Origin of the sequence: Gilliamella apicola (assembly GCF_000599985.1) — a bacterium.
Taxonomy (GTDB): Bacteria; Pseudomonadota; Gammaproteobacteria; order Enterobacterales; family Orbaceae; genus Gilliamella; species Gilliamella apicola.
Map to the genome: position 1 here is coordinate 671,826 of NZ_CP007445.1, position 19,672 is coordinate 691,497.

The 19,672-nt window shown below is 34.2% G+C and carries 14 protein-coding genes and 2 pseudogenes; 14 read left to right on the forward strand and 2 right to left on the reverse strand.

Annotated features, from left to right (window positions below; genetic code table 11):
- Window positions 1-395: 395 nt before the first annotated feature.
- The 12 genes from GAPWK_RS15445 to GAPWK_RS03170 all read left to right on the forward strand — a co-directional run bounded on the left by GAPWK_RS15445 (window position 396) and on the right by GAPWK_RS03170 (window position 17,185).
- Entirely contained in the window at window positions 396-551 is a 156-nt protein-coding gene (locus tag GAPWK_RS15445) for a glycoside hydrolase family protein (RefSeq protein ID WP_407919852.1), read from the forward strand.
- A gap of 658 nt (window positions 552-1,209) precedes the next feature.
- Entirely contained in the window at window positions 1,210-3,945 is a 2,736-nt protein-coding gene (locus GAPWK_RS03120; RefSeq protein ID WP_158413567.1) for a type VI secretion system Vgr family protein, read from the forward strand.
- Window positions 3,946-3,947: 2 nt separating this feature from the next.
- Window positions 3,948-4,787 carry a DUF4123 domain-containing protein gene (locus tag GAPWK_RS03125; protein WP_025314836.1) on the forward strand — a complete coding sequence of 280 codons (840 nt, stop codon included), beginning with the start codon at window positions 3,948-3,950 and terminating at the stop codon, window positions 4,785-4,787.
- A gap of 3 nt (window positions 4,788-4,790) precedes the next feature.
- The gene (locus GAPWK_RS03130; RefSeq protein WP_025314837.1) at window positions 4,791-7,487 is read left to right on the forward strand and encodes a T6SS effector BTH_I2691 family protein; all 2,697 of its coding nucleotides are present in this window, start codon (window positions 4,791-4,793) and stop codon (window positions 7,485-7,487) included.
- Window positions 7,488-8,588 carry a DUF6708 domain-containing protein gene (locus tag GAPWK_RS03135; protein ID WP_025314838.1) on the forward strand — a complete coding sequence of 367 codons (1,101 nt, stop codon included), beginning with the start codon at window positions 7,488-7,490 and terminating at the stop codon, window positions 8,586-8,588.
- A gap of 20 nt (window positions 8,589-8,608) precedes the next feature.
- Window positions 8,609-9,715: a DUF6708 domain-containing protein gene (locus GAPWK_RS03140; RefSeq protein WP_025314839.1), complete on the forward strand. Its 1,107-nt coding sequence runs from the start codon at window positions 8,609-8,611 to the stop codon at window positions 9,713-9,715.
- 19 nt (window positions 9,716-9,734) lie between these two features.
- A complete protein-coding gene (locus GAPWK_RS03145) occupies window positions 9,735-10,835 on the forward strand; it encodes a DUF6708 domain-containing protein (RefSeq protein WP_025314840.1) in 1,101 nt (366 codons plus the stop codon).
- 20 nt (window positions 10,836-10,855) lie between these two features.
- On the forward strand, window positions 10,856-11,956 hold the full coding sequence (locus GAPWK_RS03150; RefSeq protein ID WP_025314841.1) for a DUF6708 domain-containing protein: 1,101 nt from the start codon (window positions 10,856-10,858) through the stop codon (window positions 11,954-11,956).
- Between the two features lie 19 nt (window positions 11,957-11,975).
- Window positions 11,976-13,076, forward strand: a complete 1,101-nt coding sequence (locus tag GAPWK_RS14075; RefSeq protein ID WP_025314842.1) for a DUF6708 domain-containing protein — start codon at window positions 11,976-11,978, stop codon at window positions 13,074-13,076.
- A 20-nt stretch (window positions 13,077-13,096) separates the two neighbouring features.
- Complete coding sequence (locus tag GAPWK_RS03160; protein ID WP_025314843.1) at window positions 13,097-13,291, forward strand: hypothetical protein; 195 nt, start codon at window positions 13,097-13,099, stop codon at window positions 13,289-13,291.
- Between the two features lie 547 nt (window positions 13,292-13,838).
- On the forward strand, window positions 13,839-14,738 hold the full coding sequence (locus GAPWK_RS03165; protein ID WP_025314844.1) for a glycyl-radical enzyme activating protein: 900 nt from the start codon (window positions 13,839-13,841) through the stop codon (window positions 14,736-14,738).
- Between the two features lie 14 nt (window positions 14,739-14,752).
- The gene (locus tag GAPWK_RS03170) at window positions 14,753-17,185 is read left to right on the forward strand and encodes a formate C-acetyltransferase/glycerol dehydratase family glycyl radical enzyme (protein WP_025314845.1); all 2,433 of its coding nucleotides are present in this window, start codon (window positions 14,753-14,755) and stop codon (window positions 17,183-17,185) included.
- Between the two features lie 90 nt (window positions 17,186-17,275).
- Here the strand turns inward: GAPWK_RS03170 and GAPWK_RS03175 are convergent, their stop codons facing one another.
- Complete coding sequence (locus GAPWK_RS03175) at window positions 17,276-18,151, reverse strand: aspartyl protease family protein (RefSeq protein WP_025314846.1); 876 nt, start codon at window positions 18,149-18,151, stop codon at window positions 17,276-17,278.
- 135 nt (window positions 18,152-18,286) lie between these two features.
- Here GAPWK_RS03175 and GAPWK_RS15450 point away from each other — a divergent pair.
- Window positions 18,287-18,391 (forward strand): annotated as a pseudogene (locus GAPWK_RS15450) (hypothetical protein); the annotation flags it as partial.
- Between the two features lie 95 nt (window positions 18,392-18,486).
- Here the strand turns inward: GAPWK_RS15450 and GAPWK_RS03180 are convergent.
- Window positions 18,487-19,362, reverse strand: coding sequence for an aspartyl protease family protein (locus tag GAPWK_RS03180; protein WP_025314847.1), 876 nt, complete (start codon window positions 19,360-19,362; stop codon window positions 18,487-18,489).
- A gap of 135 nt (window positions 19,363-19,497) precedes the next feature.
- On the opposite strand from GAPWK_RS03180, the pseudogene GAPWK_RS15455 reads away from it, so the two are divergent.
- Window positions 19,498-19,602 (forward strand): annotated as a pseudogene (locus tag GAPWK_RS15455) (hypothetical protein); the annotation flags it as partial.
- Window positions 19,603-19,672 lie beyond the last annotated feature (70 nt).

The window sequence follows — 19,672 nt, forward strand, 5'->3', positions numbered from 1 at the left end:
AATAATAATCAATTATTTAATAATAATTTTTTAAAAAAGCCCCGATTAGTGGGGCAAATAATGTACCGTTGACTGCTTTTGTAACAACTCATATCCCTAAAAAGTTAAGCTTTGTTTGAACATTTGAAGTTGAACTGGCTGTTTTAATTGTTACCGAATCAAAACAGCTAATTAGACCGTTTAATGTCATGTCCAAGACGTTCATCAAAACTGCAGTATGTTCAACAAATATATTCGATAATAAATTATAATAAAAGTTGTATCTGGGATTATTAAAAAATAGTGTTTTTTAGTTTCTGTTTATTATCAAAATAAACTTACTACTTAACGAATAGCTCAAGAATTATCAGTCATAATAAAATTTAATGGTTATTAATTAAAATGTTACCGATATAATAAATAGCTTTGAAAGTCTAAAATTAGCAGCATATAAATGTCAAGCAGGTTTGTATACTATTGGATATGGGCATAATAAAAATGTTAAATATAAAGACATAATCAGTAATTCTCGGGCTGATTTTTTAGTACAAGATATCTATTTTATTGAGTAGTCAATTAGTCAATTGGTTAAAGTAGAACTAAATTCATATATCCCTGATATACATTGCACTTTTAATAACGAAATGACATACACTCCTGAATATTTTTTACAAAATAAGTTATAACTAACTAATATAATTAACTTTTTATATAAAATTTAATTTAATTATTTAATCATACTAAAATTCTATTCACTATCTTATCGATAGTTTAAAAAATAATTTTTATCGTTGTACAGTCAGTCATTTTGTCAAAAAGTTTGAGGTTATGGCTATGTTTCAGTCAAAAGAATTTTTTAGATATAACTTTTAATAAAAATTCTTTGCAAAATACTCAATAAAAAAATCTGAAAAATCTATATTATATAAATCCTTTTTTGATAATTCTTAAGCAATATATTTTAATTATATTTTGTTAATTAATTAATGATATCAGTAAGTTATCTATCTAATTTAAGTTAAAGGAAATTTCAAAAAAAGGTTGCAAAATATGCAGATTAAGGTATTTTTATACTCTTTTTTAGGTTGTTTTTTAACATTAATTCATTAAAGCGTTTTACTTATAATAATAAATTCTAAAATAATCAATTTTTTAGTAAAAAATAACACTAAATAATTATTAATAACAATAAACACAGTTCAATAAAGCATAGTCGTATTTGCTATGTATATGAAATATATCGAGGATAACATGGATAAAGGATTAACCAATCTGATTAGTCAGTTGGGGAATGGTTTAAGTCGTGGTTTAAAGAATGGTTTGGTTAATGGCGCGGGTCACAATCGTTATACATTAAATATCGAAGATTTACCTGCTGAGGTTTCAATCTTACAGGTTGAAGGTAATGAACAACTTAACCAGCCTTGGTATTACACTATTACTTTTACCAGCTCAAATAAACATCTTCTTGTCGAGTCATTTCTTAATCAAAATGCCCGTTTGAGTTTTAACTCGGCGAATTCTAACCATTTAAGTGATATTGCAACGAAAGGACTTGATGCGCTCAATTCTTTAACCTCCGCCAATCCTTTACAAGCATTAAAACAGTCCGAGCCATTAAAACAGTTAGATAAGTTTACACAATCCAATCCACTCGATTCGCTTAACTCTTTAACGCAACTCAATCCACTTAATTCCTTAAACTCATTATTATCTCAAGGTGGCTCCCGTACTCTTTATGGTGTGATAACCCAGTTCAATCAATTATCAGTAAGTAATGACGAAGCCCGTTATCAGGTGGTTTTGTCCTCGCAATTAGCCAAACTGTCATTAAGTCATAACTGTGCTATTTTTCAAAATCAGAGCGTTATCAGTGTGGTTGAAGAGGTATTGCGCGGTCATGGTTATACCGGGATTGATTATCGTTTAGCACTTAAAGAGCAATACCCTGAGCGTGAATTTATCACCCAGTGGCAAGAGAGTGACCTTGAGTTTATTCAAAGACTGCTTGCTGATGTGGGTGTCTATTTCCGATTTGAAACCCATGGTGAACACAATTGTGATGTGATGGTCATCAGTGATTATGAACAAGGTTATCAGCAGGTGGCTGATATTGTCTACAAACAACCAAGTGGCACACTGGATAACGGCGTTGAAAGTGTCTGGGATATGACCTTGCACAGTCAAATGGTGGAAGTTTCGGTACAAGTACAAGATTATAACTACCGAGATGCGCAGGCGAACTTACTGGGTGAAGTTAACAGCCAACTGAAAGATAACACCACTTATGGCACTGATTACCGTTATGATGAGCACTATAAAGGGTTAAATAGTAATGGTAACAGCAATAATGGAATTGATAGTGACACCAACAATAATAATGATGGCGATGATGAAAACAGTGGTGATATCGATACCGACGACAGTAACGGCAATAATAACGATAACAGCAGTGATATTAGCACTAACTCAGGTAACACGAGTAATGGTGTTGAAAGTGGTGAATGGTATGCCCGCATTCGTCATGAGCGAGCGATTAGTCGTCAAATTCTTATCCGAGGTAAAAGTAATCAGGCCAATTTAGCCCCAGGTCAACATATCCGCATCAAAGGCAGTGCGATTGCCGGAATCGATGAAGGGATAATGATATTAACGGTGCAGGGTCAGGGAAACCGCAGTGATGCTTATGAACTGAGTTTTACCGCGATACCTTACCAGCCATTAAAACCTTACCGCCCAGAGCCGATTCCTTTCCCAACCATTGATGGCACCTTACCGGCACGGGTAACCAGTCCGGATAATGACACCTATGGTTATATTGATACACAAGGGCGCTATCGGGTTAAATTTAACTTTGACTTAAAAGAGTGGCGAAACGGTGAAGAGAGTTTATGGCTAAGACTGGCTAAACCGTATGCCGGCAGTACCTATGGTTTTCACTTTCCACTGATTGACGGCACAGAAGTTGCGGTTGCCTTTACTAACGGTAATCCAGACCGACCTTATATTGCACATGCAATGCATGACAGTCAACACCCTGACCATGTGACCACCATAAACAAACATCGTAATGTAATTCGCACACCGGCGAACAATAAGTTACGGATGGATGATAAACGCGGACAAGAGCACATCAAGTTAGCGACCGAATATGGTAAAACCCAACTTAACATTGGGCATTTAGTTGACCAAAACAAAACCCAGCGAGGTGAAGGGTTTGAACTGCGCACCGATGAGTGGGGAGCAATTGCTGCCAATAAAGGCTTATACCTGACCAGTCAGACCGAGCCTAAAGCACAGGGTAAACAGCTTGATATGCAAGCTGCCATTACTCAGCTTGAAAATGCACTATCAATTGCCAAAGCCTTACAAAATGCGGCAACCGCCTCTGAAGCCCATGGTGCAGACACTGACAGTCAAGAACAACTTAAAACAACATTAACCCAGTTAGCCCAAAGTGGTATTCTTGCTTATGCACAAGAGGGCATTGCTTTAACCAGTCCTGAAAACATCCAATTGTCCACTTCGAACAGTGTTTCAGTAACCAGTGAAAACCAAACTGACATCAATGCGTTAAAAAACATAACCGTCTCATCCGGTGAATCCATCGGTCTATTTGCCCATAAATCGGGAATGAAAGTCTTTGCTAACCAAGGGGATGTTGAGGTGCAAGCACAAAATGCCAACCTGAATATGGCCGCCAAGCAAGATATTAAAATAGATAGTGTTGATGGTGAACTGACGGTTACCGCAAGTGAAGAGCTGACGTTAATGTGTGGTGGTTCATACATCAAAATTAGCAGTGCAGGGATTGAACTGGGTACGGCTGATAATGTTTATATAAAAAGTAATGCTATGCAGAAAATGGGGCCGGCACAAAGAAACATTCAACGGGAATTACCATCGATATGCAATGGTGTACAACAAGATGAAGCAAATAAGCATGCTATTATTGTGGAAAGATAACAATGATTAAAAACATAGCAGAAACAGATATTAGTAATATTATAGCTAAGCAAATCAATCGATTTGGCAAGGTATATTTATTAATTGATCCAAAAATTAACGATGATTTTTTCTTTGAACATAATTTTGAATTTGAATCAATTGTACCAATTCGAGATAGACAAGATACGGTTTCACAGGATCATGAATGCTTACAGCTATGTACAATAAGGAAAGGAGTAAGTTATGTTGATCAAGTGATTAGTGAGTTAAAGAGTAATCAATCGGCTGCAATTGCTTTAATTACCTCACCGCATAATATAAAAAGCATACAAAATCACATTAGCAATGCTATGTTTATGTTATATAAAGCTAAATATTATTTTTTAAGATTTTATGATCCATATGTCTTAAAACATTTAGTAAATATTTTAAATAAAAAGCAATTAAATCAATTATTAGGCGTCATTCAATATTGGTACTATTGGCAAAATAGTTATATCGAATTACATCACAAACCAAAATTAATACTGTCAGATATTGATTATGAAATAACAACAAATCAATGGCAAAAAATTAATATTGCTCAAGCTTATAACGCTTATGAATATCAAATGATGAGACAACAAAATTCCCCTTTGTCAGACAGTCAACAAAACACTCTAACACTGATTTTAGAATGGATTTATAAGACTTCATTTGATACCCCAGAACAACAGAAAATGGATTATATTGTTAATCATGTTATGGAAAAATCTGAGCAATTTTTTCGGAAAACCACCTACAATCAATTTTACAATATAATGAAAAATAATAATATTTATGAAATTAAACAATATTTACAACAATTAGAGCAGGAATAAAATATGTCATCAATGGACAAATTAATTAAATTAATAGCAGCTGCAAAAATTAAGGAGAACGATTCTGGTAGGCGGTGTCCAAAATGTCAAGAAAAAGAAGGCGATTTAATTGTTCTACCTACTCGGTTATCAGTTAGCGGTTATTTAGCTAAAAACCATATAATAAAAAATAATCTTAAAGCTAATGTAGAAGTTCCTCCTTTACCAGATTTTGCTCAAGAAATGGTAAAAAATTTACCATTAGAACACTCTAATTATTGTATACAAATGCTTAGGCAAGGTTATTTATATGTGCTTGTTGACTATAAAAATGGTAAGAAAGAGTGGCGAGCATTTTCTTCCAGCCCTGAAGGATGTTTAACGGAGTTTGAAAATATTAATACGATACCCTCTATACCACCTGATTATAATTGCAATATAGCTACTGACGGAGCGGATGCTTCATATATCAGTTTTAAAAATAGTAAAGATATCTATAAAATTCATTTTATTTTTAGTCCAAATAAAATAACTAATGAACGGTTAGATTTTTACCTGACTACTCCAGAATTCGAACTAGAAGGTATGACACCAGAGCAAATACGAAGTGGTCAGAGATCGATAAAAGATGAAGCTTTACTTTCAAATATACTAGAGTTTTCAACGGCAATAGAGATTGCCGAACAAGAAGCTTTTTTGCGCAGTAAATTGCCTTATGAATTTAAACTTGGAGAACGGGATAATGCTTACAAACAACTTCAATTAACTCATTACATATATACAAATCGCGCCACTTTTTTTGATAAAGATATTCAGAAATATTATGGTCGTTATTTATCACTCTGTAAAAAATTAAACGCTCGCAAAGGTGCGGCAATTGTAGTTAACGATGCGATAGGAATTACACAAAGTTTAAATAATCGTCGTAACGAAGCACTTGAAAAAAAAATGAAACCCTGGATGGAAGCTAAAGATAATGAAGGGATTTCGAATGAACATCGTCTAATTGTTAAAAAACAACTTGATGAATTTAAAAAGTCATTTCATGATCGCCGCATAAAACAGTTAATACAGAGTTATTCGAAATCGGTTGAACGGCAAAAAAAACAGAATAATAAAGCAATGCAAGGCATTTATATTCCTGAAGGTCTTAAAAACCAAAGTAATAAAATACTTGATAAGAGTGAAGAATGGTATAACGAAAATGTGCAATCTATCTATACAAAAGAGCTAGCAGAGAAAGAGTTTCAAGAAAAATATTGGAGTCGTTTATCACAAGAAAAATTTAATAAATTTGAAAATGATTTTAAAGAAAAATCAGAACAAGCTGAAAAACTTGCAAAGCTAAGAACTAAAGACTACATAAAATGGTTAAAATCGGAGCAATTGATTAGAGCATTAGATCTTTATGATGAAAGTAAAAAACTCGACGGAATTATGTTTCAATTTCAGATGAGTATGTGCCTACATGGCACAAGCAGTTCGTCAGAAATTACCGATATACTTGACCAATGGTGGAATGCATCGCAAATTACCCGTGATAACTTAGTTATGCGTACATACCTTTTTAACAATAAAAGTTTAATTGATGACATCAATCAATATTTAGATATACAACGATCAATTGCGATAATTGATGCTCCAGAAACAGATGAGACTGATCCCAATGTTAATAAAGCAATTGAACTATTAAATAACCTTACTGAACATATTAACACAGTAGGTTCTATTATAGATCAACTAGCAGAACGAGGATTTCCAATAGCAATATTATCCGTGACATTAACAGATTTAGTAAGAAATTTTTTAAGAATTACTGTATCGAGTGCCGAGGTGCGTCTCCACAATGCTGTGGGGAATCTTATCATAAGCTCGCTTAATCAAACCGCGACTAATATGTATCGTCAGGGTTATAATATTAATCGTGTAAGATTTTCAGCTGACCCTGTACGAGGGGTTCCGCAACTTGAAAATATTGCACAAGAAAACTTCCGAAATGCTGATTTAGTCAATACTCGTTTTGCTATCGTGTTACTTGGATTCAGCGCTTACGATTCATACCAAAAAGTTAAAACAGGTCATATGAATAATGCTCGGGAATTAACTGAACTCATAACATCAGTAGTGACAAGCATTGCTGCCGGCTTACAGGTATATATAAGCACAATTGAATATAGCATTGGTAACAAACCAAATTCTAAAATTGCACATGTTACTATTAATGCCTTTGGTCGGTTGTTTTTGTGGTCGGCAAGTATATCCACAATAGCTGGGGGGGTAATGGCAGTATTAGATTTTATTGATGGTTATGAAACAAGCAAAAAAGATAAGGACATTATTGCCACTGCTTATTTTGCGAGAGGGCTGGCAACTTTGGCGCTTAGTATTGGGCAATTTGTAATTGTACTAGGTACGCTTGCACCATGGTTAGATAGGATTGTTAGTTATAGTACAGAACGAACCATTTGGGTGAAAATAGCTGATTTGGGGCTTTCAATTGGACGCTTTGCACTCAGGAATGCCCTTGTTATAGGGAGAATTGTATTTATGGCTTCATTTATTACGTTAATTGCGTCGTGTGTGCTTATTATTATTGATGAGAATGCACTTCAAAAATGGTTTGATCGCTGCTGTTTTGGCAAGGAACCAGACCGTAAAAAATTTGCAGATTTAACTGAAGAATTAACAACCTGGAATCAAGCTATTACGGAGACATTATAAATGTATATCGGTGAATATTTATTATGGTTTGGCAACTCCATAAAAAAAGAGACACGAAAAAAATTAGAAATGAGTTATAGCAATAGTGATATGAAACTTAGCGAAGTTGAAAAGGATTGGACTAAAGCGTCAGTTAGTAATAACCCAAGAGCCATTGGTCCGTACTATGCCTATAACGATCGCTATCTCGAGATTCGAGGTGGAATGTTTGAAAATTTTCGAGGGATTGTTACTTGGATAAGTTTATTGATATTTTCTGCTCCTGTATTTAGCATGTTAATGGCATTAACAATAGCTTCAAGGCTATATAATCATGAAAGAGGAAATGTTGCTTCTGGTATATTTACAATAATGTTTTTTTTGATAGTTACTTCAATTTTAATATATTTGTGCATTCGCTATTTCCGTTATGTATATCGATTGGAACTGTTTACCGTACGCCATATACGGGTACGTTTTAATCGGGTAACAAGGCAAGTTTATATTCAGCGCCCTAAATATTGCGGCGGTACTGTCGTATTTAAATGGGATCATATTATGCCGGGTAACTTTGGTGACAGTGGTTCAGATATGAGTGGCACCAATATGGTAAATTTAATTGTTTTTCATCCTTATAAAACGGGTTTTCCTATTGCTCACTCAGTCGGGATAGGGAAAAATACCTATAAAGGTCAAGACTATAAAGATGAATGGGAATTTATTCGCCGTTATATGGAAGATGGCCCAGAAAATTTACCCAAACCAAGACTTAGCACCCATTTACCAATGCCATTTCATGGATTAGGTGGTCATATCAGCCCGATGATCCACGCTGCAAAAAATTCAAAAAGTATAGTGATGTATCTGTTATTAATCCCGGTATTTTTAATACTATTACCCGTTTACACGGCAGGTTATTTTATATCGGAATGTTTATGCTGGCAGCCACGTTGGCCAAAGGTGATTAGGCAAGCAGGTAAAAAAGGCAAACCCATACCCAAAGAAACAACCTTATCAGACTATCCACCTGACGTGCAAAAAGGCATTTTAGAGAGCCGATTAGAGTGGTGTGTTTTGGATGAAAAAACCGGAAAATACGTTGATTATGGTAATAGTGATTAAAAAAGGGGATGTAAAGGTTAATGTATATCGGTGAATATTTATTATGGTTTGGCAACTCCATAAAAAAAGAGACACGAAAAAAATTAGAAATAAGTTATAGCAGTAGTGATATGAAACTCAGCGAAGTTGAAAAGGATTGGACTAAAGCGTCAGTTAGTAATAACCCAAGAGCCATTGGTCCATACTATGCCTATAACGATCGCTATCTCGAGATTCGTGGTGGAATGTTTGAAAATTTTAGAGGGATTCTCACTTGGATTTCTCTGCTCATATTTTTAATTCCTATAACTAGTAGCTTTTATGTACTTATAATATTTTTTAAAATAAATAACAATCAATGGGACGCCGATAAAATTGGTTCTGGAATTTTCGCTATGATTATTTTTGCCATTATATCATTGATTCTTATTTATTTATATATCAGATATTTCCGTTATGTTTATCGATTGGAACTGTTTACCATACGCCATATACGGGTACGGTTTAATCGGGTAACAAGGCAAGTTTATATTCAGCGCCCTAAATATTGCGGCGGTACCGTCGTATTTAAATGGGATCATATTATGCCGGGTAACTTTGGCGACAGCGATTCGGATATGAGTGGCACCAATATGGTGAATTTAATTGTTTTTCATCCTTATAAAACGGGTTTTCCTATTGCTCACTCAGTCGGGATAGGTAAAAATACCTATAAAGGTCAAGACTATAAAGATGAATGGGAATTTATTCGCCGTTATATGGAAGATGGCCCAGAAAATTTACCCAAACCAAGACTTAGCACCCATTTACCAATGCCATTTCATGGATTAGGTGGCCATATCAGCCCGATGATCCACGCTGCAAAAAATTCAAAAAGTATAGTGATGTATCTGTTATTAATCCCGGTATTTTTAATACTATTACCCGTTTATACAGCAGGTTATTTTATATCGGAATGTTTATGCTGGCAGCCACGTTGGCCAAAGGTGATTAGGCAAGCAGGTAAAAAAGGCAAACCCATACCCAAAGAAACAACCTTATCAGACTATCCACCTGACGTACAAAAAGGCATTTTAGAGAGTCGATTAGAGTGGTGCGTTTTGGATGAAAAAACCGGGAAATACGTTGATTATGGTAATAGTGATTAAAAAAGGAATGTAAAAATTAATGTATATTGGTGAATATTTATTATGGTTTGGCAACTCCATAAAAAAAGAGACACGAAAAAAATTAGAAATGAGTTATAGCAGTAGTGATATGAAACTCAGCGAAGTTGAAAAGGATTGGACTAAAGAGTCAGTTAGTAATAACCCAAGAGCCATTGGTCCATACTATGCCTATAACGATCGCTATCTTGAGATTCGTGGTGGAATGTTTGAAAATTTTCGAGGGATTATCACTTGGATTAGTCTTTTAGCATTTTATGTAACATTATCTGGTTGTTACTTGGGATTAAGTATCATGTTTGAACTTTATAATCATGAAATAAAGGACGTCGCGTCGAATGCTGTTGCAATGATTTGTTTTTTAATTACTTCTTTAGTTTTAATATATTTATGCTTCCGCTATTTCCGTTATGTTTATCGATTGGAACTGTTTACCATACGCCATATACGGGTACGCTTTAATCGGGTAACAAGGCAAGTTTATATTCAGCGCCCTAAATATTGCGGTGGTACTGTCGTATTTAAATGGGATCATATTATGCCGGGTAACTTTGGCGACAGCGGTTCGGATATGAGTGGCACCAATATGGTGAATTTAATTGTTTTTCATCCTTATAAAACGGGTTTTCCTGTTGCTCACTCAGTCGGGATAGGTAAAAATACCTATAAAGGTCAAGACTATAAAGATGAATGGGAATTTATTCGCCGTTATATGGAAGATGGCCCAGAAAATTTACCCAAACCAAGACTTAGCACCCATTTACCAATGCCATTTCATGGATTAGGTGGTCATATCAGCCCGATGATCCACGCTGCAAAAAATTCAAAAAGTATAGTGATGTATCTGTTATTAATCCCGGTATTTTTAATACTATTACCCGTTTACACGGCAGGTTATTTTATATCGGAATGTTTATGCTGGCAGCCACGTTGGCCAAAGGTGATTAGGCAAGCAGGTAAAAAAGGCAAACCCATACCCAAAGAAACAACCTTATCAGACTATCCACCTGACGTGCAAAAAGGCATTTTAGAGAGCCGATTAGAGTGGTGTGTTTTGGATGAAAAAACCGGAAAATACGTTGATTATGGTAATAGTGATTAAAAAAGGGGATGTAAAGGTTAATGTATATCGGTGAATATTTATTATGGTTTGGCAACTCCATAAAAAAAGAGACACGAAAAAAATTAGAAATAAGTTATAGCAGTAGTGATATGAAACTCAGTGAAGTTGAAAAGGATTGGACTAAAGCGTCAGTCAGTAATAACCCAAGAGCCATTGGTCCATACTATGCTTATAACGATCGCTATCTTGAGATTCGTGGTGGAATGTTTGAAAATTTTCGAGGGATTGTTACATGGCTCTCCATACTAATATTTATGTTTCCTTTAACAGGCATTTATTTTGCATTTATAATTGCTTCACAATTATATAATAGTGAGAATGAAAACATTGCTTCTGATATATTTGCAATGATTTGTTTTTTAATTACTTCTTTAGTTTTAATATATTTATGCATCCGCTATTTCCGTTATGTCTATCGATTGGAACTGTTTACCATACGCCATATACGGGTACGCTTTAATCGGGTAACAAGGCAAGTTTATATTCAGCGCCCTAAATATTGCGGCGGTACTGTCGTATTTAAATGGGATCATATTATGCCGGGTAACTTTGGTGACAGTGGCTCGGATATGAGTGGCACCAATATGGTGAATTTAATTGTTTTTCATCCTTATAAAACGGGTTTTCCTGTTGCTCATTCAGTCGGGATAGGGAAAAATACCTATAAAGGTCAAGACTATAAAGATGAATGGGAATTTATTCGCCGTTATATGGAAGATGGCCCAGAAAATTTACCCAAACCAAGACTTAGCACCCATTTACCAATGCCATTTCATGGATTAGGTGGCCATATCAGCCCGATGATCCACGCTGCAAAAAATTCAAAAAGTATAGTGATGTATCTGTTATTAATCCCGGTATTTTTAATACTATTACCCGTTTACACGGCAGGTTATTTTATATCGGAATGTTTATGCTGGCAGCCACGTTGGCCAAAGGTGATTAGGCAAGCAGGCAAAAAAGGCAAACCCATACCCAAAGAAACAACCTTATCAGACTATCCACCTGACGTGCAAAAAGGCATTTTAGAGAGCCGATTAGAGTGGTGTGTTTTGGATGAAAAAACCGGAAAATACGTTGATTACGGTAATAGTGATTAAAAAAGGGATGTAAAAGTTAATGTATATAGGTGAATATTTATTATGGTTTGGCAACTCCATAAAAAAAGAGACACGAAAAAAATTAGAAATGAGTTATAGCAGTAGTGATATGAAACTTAGCGAAGTTGAAAAGGATTGGACTAAAGCGTCAGTCAGTAATAACCCAAGAGCCATTGGTCCATACTATGCTTATAACGATCGCTATCTCGATATTCGTGGTGGAATGTTTGAAAATTTTCGAGGGATTCTCACTTGGATTAGTCTATTAATTTTTTTTATTCCTTTTAGTTCAGGTTATTACTGTATTGATCATATTATAATGTTATATTGTGGTGAAACAGCTAAGATAGCTGGTCATATAATAGCTATCATATTCTATTCTATTGTTTTTTTTCCTTCACTTTATTTATGCTTCCGCTATTTCCGTTATGTTTATCGATTGGAACTGTTTACCGTACGCCATATACGGGTACGATTTAATCGGATAACAAGGCAAGTTTATATTCAGCGCCCTAAATATTGCGGCGGTACTGTCGTATTTAAATGGGATCATATTATGCCGGGTAACTTTGGTGATAGTGGTTCGGATATGAGTGGTACCAATATGGTAAATTTAATTGTTTTTCATCCTTATAAAACGGGTTTTCCTATTGCTCACTCAGTCGGGATAGGTAAAAATACTTATAAAGGTCAAGACTATAAAGATGAATGGGAATTTATTCGCCGTTATATGGAAGATGGCCCAGAAAATTTACCCAAACCAAGACTTAGCACCCATTTACCAATGCCATTTCATGGATTAGGTGGTCATATCAGCCCGATGATCCACGTAGCACAAAATTCAAAAAGTATAGTGATGTATCTGTTATTAATCCCGATATTTTTAATACTATTACCCGTTTACACGGCAGGTTATTTTATATCGGAATGTTTATGCTGGCAGCCACGTTGGCCAAAGGTGATTAGGCAAGCAGGCAAAAAAGGCAAACCCATACCCAAAGAAACAACCTTATCAGACTATCCACCTGACGTACAAAAAGGCATTTTAGAAAGCCGATTAGAGTGGTGCGTTTTGGATGAAAAAACCGGAAAATACGTTGATTACGGTAATAGTGATTAAAAAAAGGGATGTAAAGGTTAATGTATATCGGTGAATATTTATTATGGTTTGGCAACTCCATAAAAAAAGAGACACGAAAAAAATTAGAAATGAGTTATAGCAGTAGTGATATGAAACTCAGCGAAGTTGAAAAGGATTGGACTAAAGCGTCAGTCAGTTATTGGCTACTTCTTGCTTTAACGACACAAGTAGCAACAAAACTCCACCAAACTTAATTAGTTGCTACGACTGTACTAGATAAAATTCTATTTAATGTAATATCCCCACCAAATTCCTAGTAGAAAATAATAAACTGCAAAATTAGTCAATGATCTCCTTTAAACTCGATCACAATTACGGAAGCACAACAATTTATTAAGTTGTAAGATATTTATCGGAAATAGATAATTTTGAAATTCTTTCTATAATTCAAATAAAAAATTGTATAGGCGAATTTGTTGGGGAGAACTTATTACGTAAAAATTTTCGAAAATTCTCATCTATCTTTTAATAGAGAAACTATTTATATAATTTCTCTATGATTTCAATTATTAATTAGGGTTAGGGTAAACTTTACTTATTTTTCCTCTTGGTCTTTCTCATATTTTTTGATTAAGGTTTAAATAAATTTTCTGCAGAAAGATCAATAATTCAGAAAAATGATTCAATTCTAAAACGTGATCAAGATCTTACTTTTGATTTAAATACCTCAAAATGAGATCTAAATCACAGACACTTTCGTTCGAAAGTTATTAATATGTAGAAAAAATATTGAGGCAATGTATGATTTTTAATTTACAACGATATTCCACTCATGATGGACCAGGGATTCGAACAGTAGTTTTCTTAAAAGGGTGCTCTTTAGGGTGTTTTTGGTGTCAGAACCCAGAAAGCCAATCTGCTAAGCAAGAAATTCTGTTCGATGAAAGGCTTTGCATGAATGATTGTGATCTTTGTTCTGCATCTTGCCCAAATTTAATTAATAAATCAAATGGACATATTCGGATTAATCGAAAAGAATTTGAACAAGCTGATTATAAAAAAATGCAAAATATTTGTCCAAGTTTAGCATTAACCGTGTGTGGTGAATCGTTATCAGTACAAGAGGTGATGCAAACCATTAATAAGGATAGTCCTTTTTATCAACGTTCTGGTGGAGGGGTAACATTATCTGGCGGTGAACCATTTATGCAACCCAAATTAAGTCAAGAAATTCTAGCTGCTTGCAAGCAACAAAGCTATCACACCGCGGTTGAGACGTGTCTGCATGTTCCTTGGAAGAACATAGAAGCTTCGTTACCGTATTTAGATCTTTTCTTGGCTGATTTAAAACATACTGACGAGTCTATTTTCTATACTTGGACCAAAGGTTCAGCCAAACGGATTTTAAAAAACTTCCAACATCTTGCTAACGCTAATAAAAAAATCATTGTCCGAGTGCCATTGATTCAAGGATTCAATGCTGATGAAAAATCGATAAAAAGTATTGTCGATTTTGTCGCTAGCGAAATACCGACTGATGAGATTCATTTTTTACCGTATCACACTTTAGGTATAAACAAATACAAAATGCTCGATCTGCCTTATTACGCACCGAAAGAACCTCTAAACGACGCAAATATCATTGATTTTGCAACCAACTATGCCAAACAAAAACAGTTAACCGCTGTTTTACGAGGATAACCAAGGAGAACCTTATGTCTACTCTAGACCTTACCACTGTCACACCAAGGATTAAAGCACATAAAAATGCATTGATTCATATTATTAAACCACCAATTTGCGTAGAACGCGCAGAACATTATACCGAATCTTACCAAGAACATTTGGCAAAGCCAGTTGTATTACGTCGCGCTTATGCATTAGCAAATCATTTAAGTAAAAAAACAATTTGGATAAAACACGACGAATTAATCGTTGGTAACCAAGCAAGTTCACCAAGAGCTGCACCAATATTTCCAGAGTATACCGTAGGTTGGGTTGAAAAAGAGATAGATGTATTAGGTGATCGTCCTGGTGCAGGATTTGAAGTTACCGAACACGATAAAGAAGTTTTACACCGCGTTTGCCCATGGTGGCACGGTCAAACGGTGCTTGATCGCTGTTATGCACTATTCAGTGATGAACACAAATCATTGCTTGATACCGTTATGATCAAAGCTGAAGGGAATATGAATTCTGGTGATGCTCATCTTGCTGTTAACTTCCCATTTATTTTGGAAAAAGGCATAGATGGCATTATTGATAAAATTAAAGAACGTCGTAGTCGTATCAATATCACTGATTTTGATGATTTCCATAAAGATCATTTCCTAAAAGCGTCTGAAATTTCAATGCAGGCCATGAGTGAATACATTGAACGTTATGCTCAATTAGCCCGTGAAATGGCAACTAAAGAAGAACGTTTATGGCGTAAAGATGAGTTATTACAGATTGCTAAAAACTGTGATGTTATCGCTCATAAACCACCAGAAACATTCTGGCAAGCTGTCCAATTATGTTATTTTGTTATGTTATTGTTACAAATTGAATCAAATGGTCACTCAGTATCGTTCGGTCGCATGGACCAATATCTTTCTTCATGGTATGAAAAAGATGTTGAGCAAGAAAAAACATTATCTCGCGAAGCGGCAATTGAGTTATTGCACAGCTGTTGGTTAAAACTATTAGAAGTCAATAAAATCCGTTCAGGCTCACACTCTAAAAGCTCAGCTGGTAGTCCGATGTATCAAAACGTGACAATTGGTGGTCAAAAGCTGGTAGATGATGTCGCTGTTGATGCCGTTAACTCATTATCTTATGCTATTTTAGAGTCTTGCGGACGATTAAAATCAACTCAACCTAATTTAAGTGTGCGCTATCATGCTGGAATGAGTGATGACTTTTTAGATGCTTGCGTACAAGTTATTCGTTGTGGTTTTGGTATGCCAGCGTTTAATAATGACGAAATCGTTATTCCTGAGTTTATTAAACTCGGCGTAGAACGTGAAGACGCTTACCAATATTCTGCTATCGGCTGTATTGAAACTGCAGTACCGGGTAAATGGGGTTATCGCTGCACAGGTATGAGTTTTATTAACTTTGCTCGTGTTGCACTAGCAACTTTAGAGGGTGGTAAAGATGCAACCAGTGGTGTTGTTTACCTACCGCAAGAACAAGCACTTAGTAAAAATAACTTCAAAAGTTTTGACGAAGTCAAAGCCCAATGGGATAAACAAATTCGCTACTACACTCGAAAATCAATCGAAATTGAGTATGTGATTGACACTATCTTAGAAGAAAATGCGCATGACATTATCTGTTCAGTATTAGTTGATGATTGTATTGAACGGGGTAAAACTCTTAAACAAGGTGGCGCGAAATATGATTGGGTATCAGGTTTACAAGTCGGACTGGCAAATACTACTAACAGCTTTGAAGCAGTTAAAAAATTAATTTTTGATGAACACACTATCAAACAGTCCGATTTAGCTAAAGCATTAGCAGAAAACTTTGAAGGTTCTGCGGGCGAACAATTACGTCAACGTCTACTCAATAATGCACCTAAATACGGTAATGATAATGATGAAGTGGATTATCTTTTAGCTGAACTATATAACTACTATATTGATGAGTTAAAAAATTATCGCAACCCTCGCTATGGTCGTGGTCCAATTGGTGGTACTTATTACGCCGGTACTTCATCTATCTCTGCCAATGTGCCATTTGGTGCACAAACTGCAGCAACACCTGATGGACGAAAAGCATGGACACCGTTAGCTGAAGGTGCCAGCCCATCATCTGGTACTGATACATTAGGGCCAACAGCAGTATTTAACTCATTAGGTAAATTACCAACGGATAAGATTCTTGGTGGCGTGCTTTTAAACCAAAAACTCAACCCATCAACCTTAGACAATCCGCGTGATAAGTTAAAACTTATGATGATGCTAAGAACATTCTTTGAAGTTCATAAAGGATGGCATGTTCAATATAATGTTGTTTCACGTGATACGTTACTTGCTGCTAAAGCACATCCGGATCAATATCGTGACTTAGTTGTTCGTGTTGCTGGTTATTCCGCATTCTTTACAGCACTATCACCCGATACTCAGGATGATATTATCGCTAGAACAGAGCATGTAATCTAATTAATTATAAACCTCAACAATTAAAGTAAAGACCTACTGATGTAGGTCTTTTTTAATGATTTGATTATCGATTTTAAATATTAAAATAAATCATTTTATCACAGCAGGTTGAATCCACATTTGCTTATTTTTAAAATCAATCTTAACTATATTTTCACGAAAAAAATTTGATCCTAGTATCCCATCAGGTTCAAATACATCAGGAAGAGAATCAATTATAATTGCTTCAACTTTTACACTATCTAAGTCTGCCATTTCAAGTGCTGTATATCTAAAATTATATTTCGGTATGGTAAGTTTTTTTGAAAAAGGTGAAAGTGATTTTTCTTTTATGATTGACACTGCAGCTCCTGTGTCTAATATCATTTCGTAGTTTCTTAAACCATCAAACAAATTTATAACTAAACCATAATTATTTAAATGAAAGGGAATGGAAAACCAATTTTTATTTAAGTCATCAGAAACCTTTATATCATCTGATATTGTTATTTTATTTTCAGGGTAATTGATAGTTAATACATAATCTTTAAACAAACCAAGTCCAATCACTGATTTTTCTGCATCAGTTCCTTTTTTTTCATGATTACTCTTAGTAAGATCAATTGGTATAAATAAGCCCCAATTTTTATATTCAAGGACTTGTACATTGTTAAAAATAAAAGATCCTAATTTTAACTTGTCGACAATAAACGATCTAACCTCTTTAATATCACCTGTTAAATCATTCAATTTCATTTTCTCTGTATTTTCAGTTTTATTAGGAATTTTATTAATTAAAGCCATTGGTAGGTGTAAAGCTGATTTAGATCCCGTGTCAAATATAAATTGAGTTTTTTCACCTTGTAAGTCCATTGTTACTGAAGGTAAATTATAGCCGTTATCAAAAGTTAGATCCCAAGTGGCTTCCAGACTTTGCGCAAAACGGCTCATAAATAGCATGATTAAAAATAGTATTTTTTTATTCATAGAATCTTCCCTGATGTATTCTCATTCCTAATATATCTTTTGGATTTAATATTATTAATAAATGTTTGTTATTTATTCTTTGTTTAATTTGTCATAATAATAGTATCTAATTTATATTCAATAATGAAATTTATATATCGTGATTTAGTTATTTATGTTGCTGGTTATTCAGCATTCTTTACAGCACTATCACCTGATACTCAGGATAATATTATCGCTAGAACAGAGCATGTTATCTAATTAATGATAATTATAAACCTCAGCAATTAAAGTAAAGACCTACTAATGTAGGTCTTTTTAATGATTTGATTATCGATTTTAAATATTAAAATAAATCATTTTATTACAACAGGTTGAATCCACATTTTTTTATTTCTAAAATCAATTTTAACTCTATTTTTACTAAAAAAATCAGTGCCTAATAACCCATCAGATTGAAATTCATCAGGAAGTGAATCAATTATAATTGCTTTAACTTTATCACTAGCTATGCCCTTCATTTCAAGTGATATGTATCTAAAATTATTTTCAGGTACGGTAAGTTTACTTGTAAAAGGTGAAAGTGATTTTTCTTTTATGATTGACACTGCAGCTCCTGTGTCTAATATCATTTTGTAGTTTTTTAAACCATCAAACAAATTTATAACTAAACCATAATTATTTAAATAAAAGGGAATGGAAAACCAGTTTTTATTTAAGTCATCAGAAACCTTTATATCATCTGATATTGTTATTTTATTTTCAGGATAATTGATAGTTAATACATAATCTTTAAACAAACCAAGTCCAATCACTGATTTTTCTACATCAGTTCCTTTTTTTTCATGATTATTCTTCGTAAGATCAATTGGTATAAATAAGCCCCAATTTTTATATTCAAGGACTGGTACATTGTTAAAAATAAAAGATCCTAATTTTAACTTGTCGACAATAAACGATCTAACCTCTTTAATATCACCTGTTAAATCATTCAATTTCATTTTCTCTGCATTTTCAGTTTTATTAGGAATTTTATTAATTAAAGCCATTGGTAGGTGTAAAGCTGATTTAGATCCCGTGTCCAATATAAATTGAGTTTTTTCACCTTGTAAGTCCATTGTTACTGAAGGTAAATTATATCCGTTATCAAAAGTTAGATCCCAAGTGGCTTCCAGACTTTGCGCAAAACGGCTCATAAATAGCATGATTAAAAATAGTATTTTTTTATTCATAGAATCTTCCCTGATGTATTCTCATTCCTAATATATCTTTTGGATTTAATATTATTAATAAATGTTTGTTATTTATTCTTTGTTTAATTTGTCATAATAATAGTATCTAATTTATATTCAATAATGAAATTTATATATCGTGATTTAGTTATTTATGTTGCTGGTTATTCAGCATTCTTTACAGCACTATCACCTGATACTCAGGATAATATTATCGCTAGAACAGAGCATGTTATCTAATTAATGATAATTATAAACCTCAGCAATTAAAGTAAAGACCTACTAATGTAGGTCTTTTTAATGATTTGAT

Coding starts and splice junctions, on each gene's coding strand:
- GAPWK_RS03120 (WP_158413567.1), top strand. CDS start 1,210: ATGAAATATATCGAGGATAACATGGATAAAGGATTAACCAATCTGATT.
- GAPWK_RS03125 (WP_025314836.1), top strand. CDS start 3,948: ATGATTAAAAACATAGCAGAAACAGATATTAGTAATATTATAGCTAAG.
- GAPWK_RS03130 (WP_025314837.1), top strand. CDS start 4,791: ATGTCATCAATGGACAAATTAATTAAATTAATAGCAGCTGCAAAAATT.
- GAPWK_RS03135 (WP_025314838.1), top strand. CDS start 7,488: ATGTATATCGGTGAATATTTATTATGGTTTGGCAACTCCATAAAAAAA.
- GAPWK_RS03140 (WP_025314839.1), top strand. CDS start 8,609: ATGTATATCGGTGAATATTTATTATGGTTTGGCAACTCCATAAAAAAA.
- GAPWK_RS03145 (WP_025314840.1), top strand. CDS start 9,735: ATGTATATTGGTGAATATTTATTATGGTTTGGCAACTCCATAAAAAAA.
- GAPWK_RS03150 (WP_025314841.1), top strand. CDS start 10,856: ATGTATATCGGTGAATATTTATTATGGTTTGGCAACTCCATAAAAAAA.
- GAPWK_RS14075 (WP_025314842.1), top strand. CDS start 11,976: ATGTATATAGGTGAATATTTATTATGGTTTGGCAACTCCATAAAAAAA.
- GAPWK_RS03160 (WP_025314843.1), top strand. CDS start 13,097: ATGTATATCGGTGAATATTTATTATGGTTTGGCAACTCCATAAAAAAA.
- GAPWK_RS03165 (WP_025314844.1), top strand. CDS start 13,839: ATGATTTTTAATTTACAACGATATTCCACTCATGATGGACCAGGGATT.
- GAPWK_RS03170 (WP_025314845.1), top strand. CDS start 14,753: ATGTCTACTCTAGACCTTACCACTGTCACACCAAGGATTAAAGCACAT.
- GAPWK_RS03175 (WP_025314846.1), bottom strand. CDS start 18,151: ATGAATAAAAAAATACTATTTTTAATCATGCTATTTATGAGCCGTTTT.
- GAPWK_RS03180 (WP_025314847.1), bottom strand. CDS start 19,362: ATGAATAAAAAAATACTATTTTTAATCATGCTATTTATGAGCCGTTTT.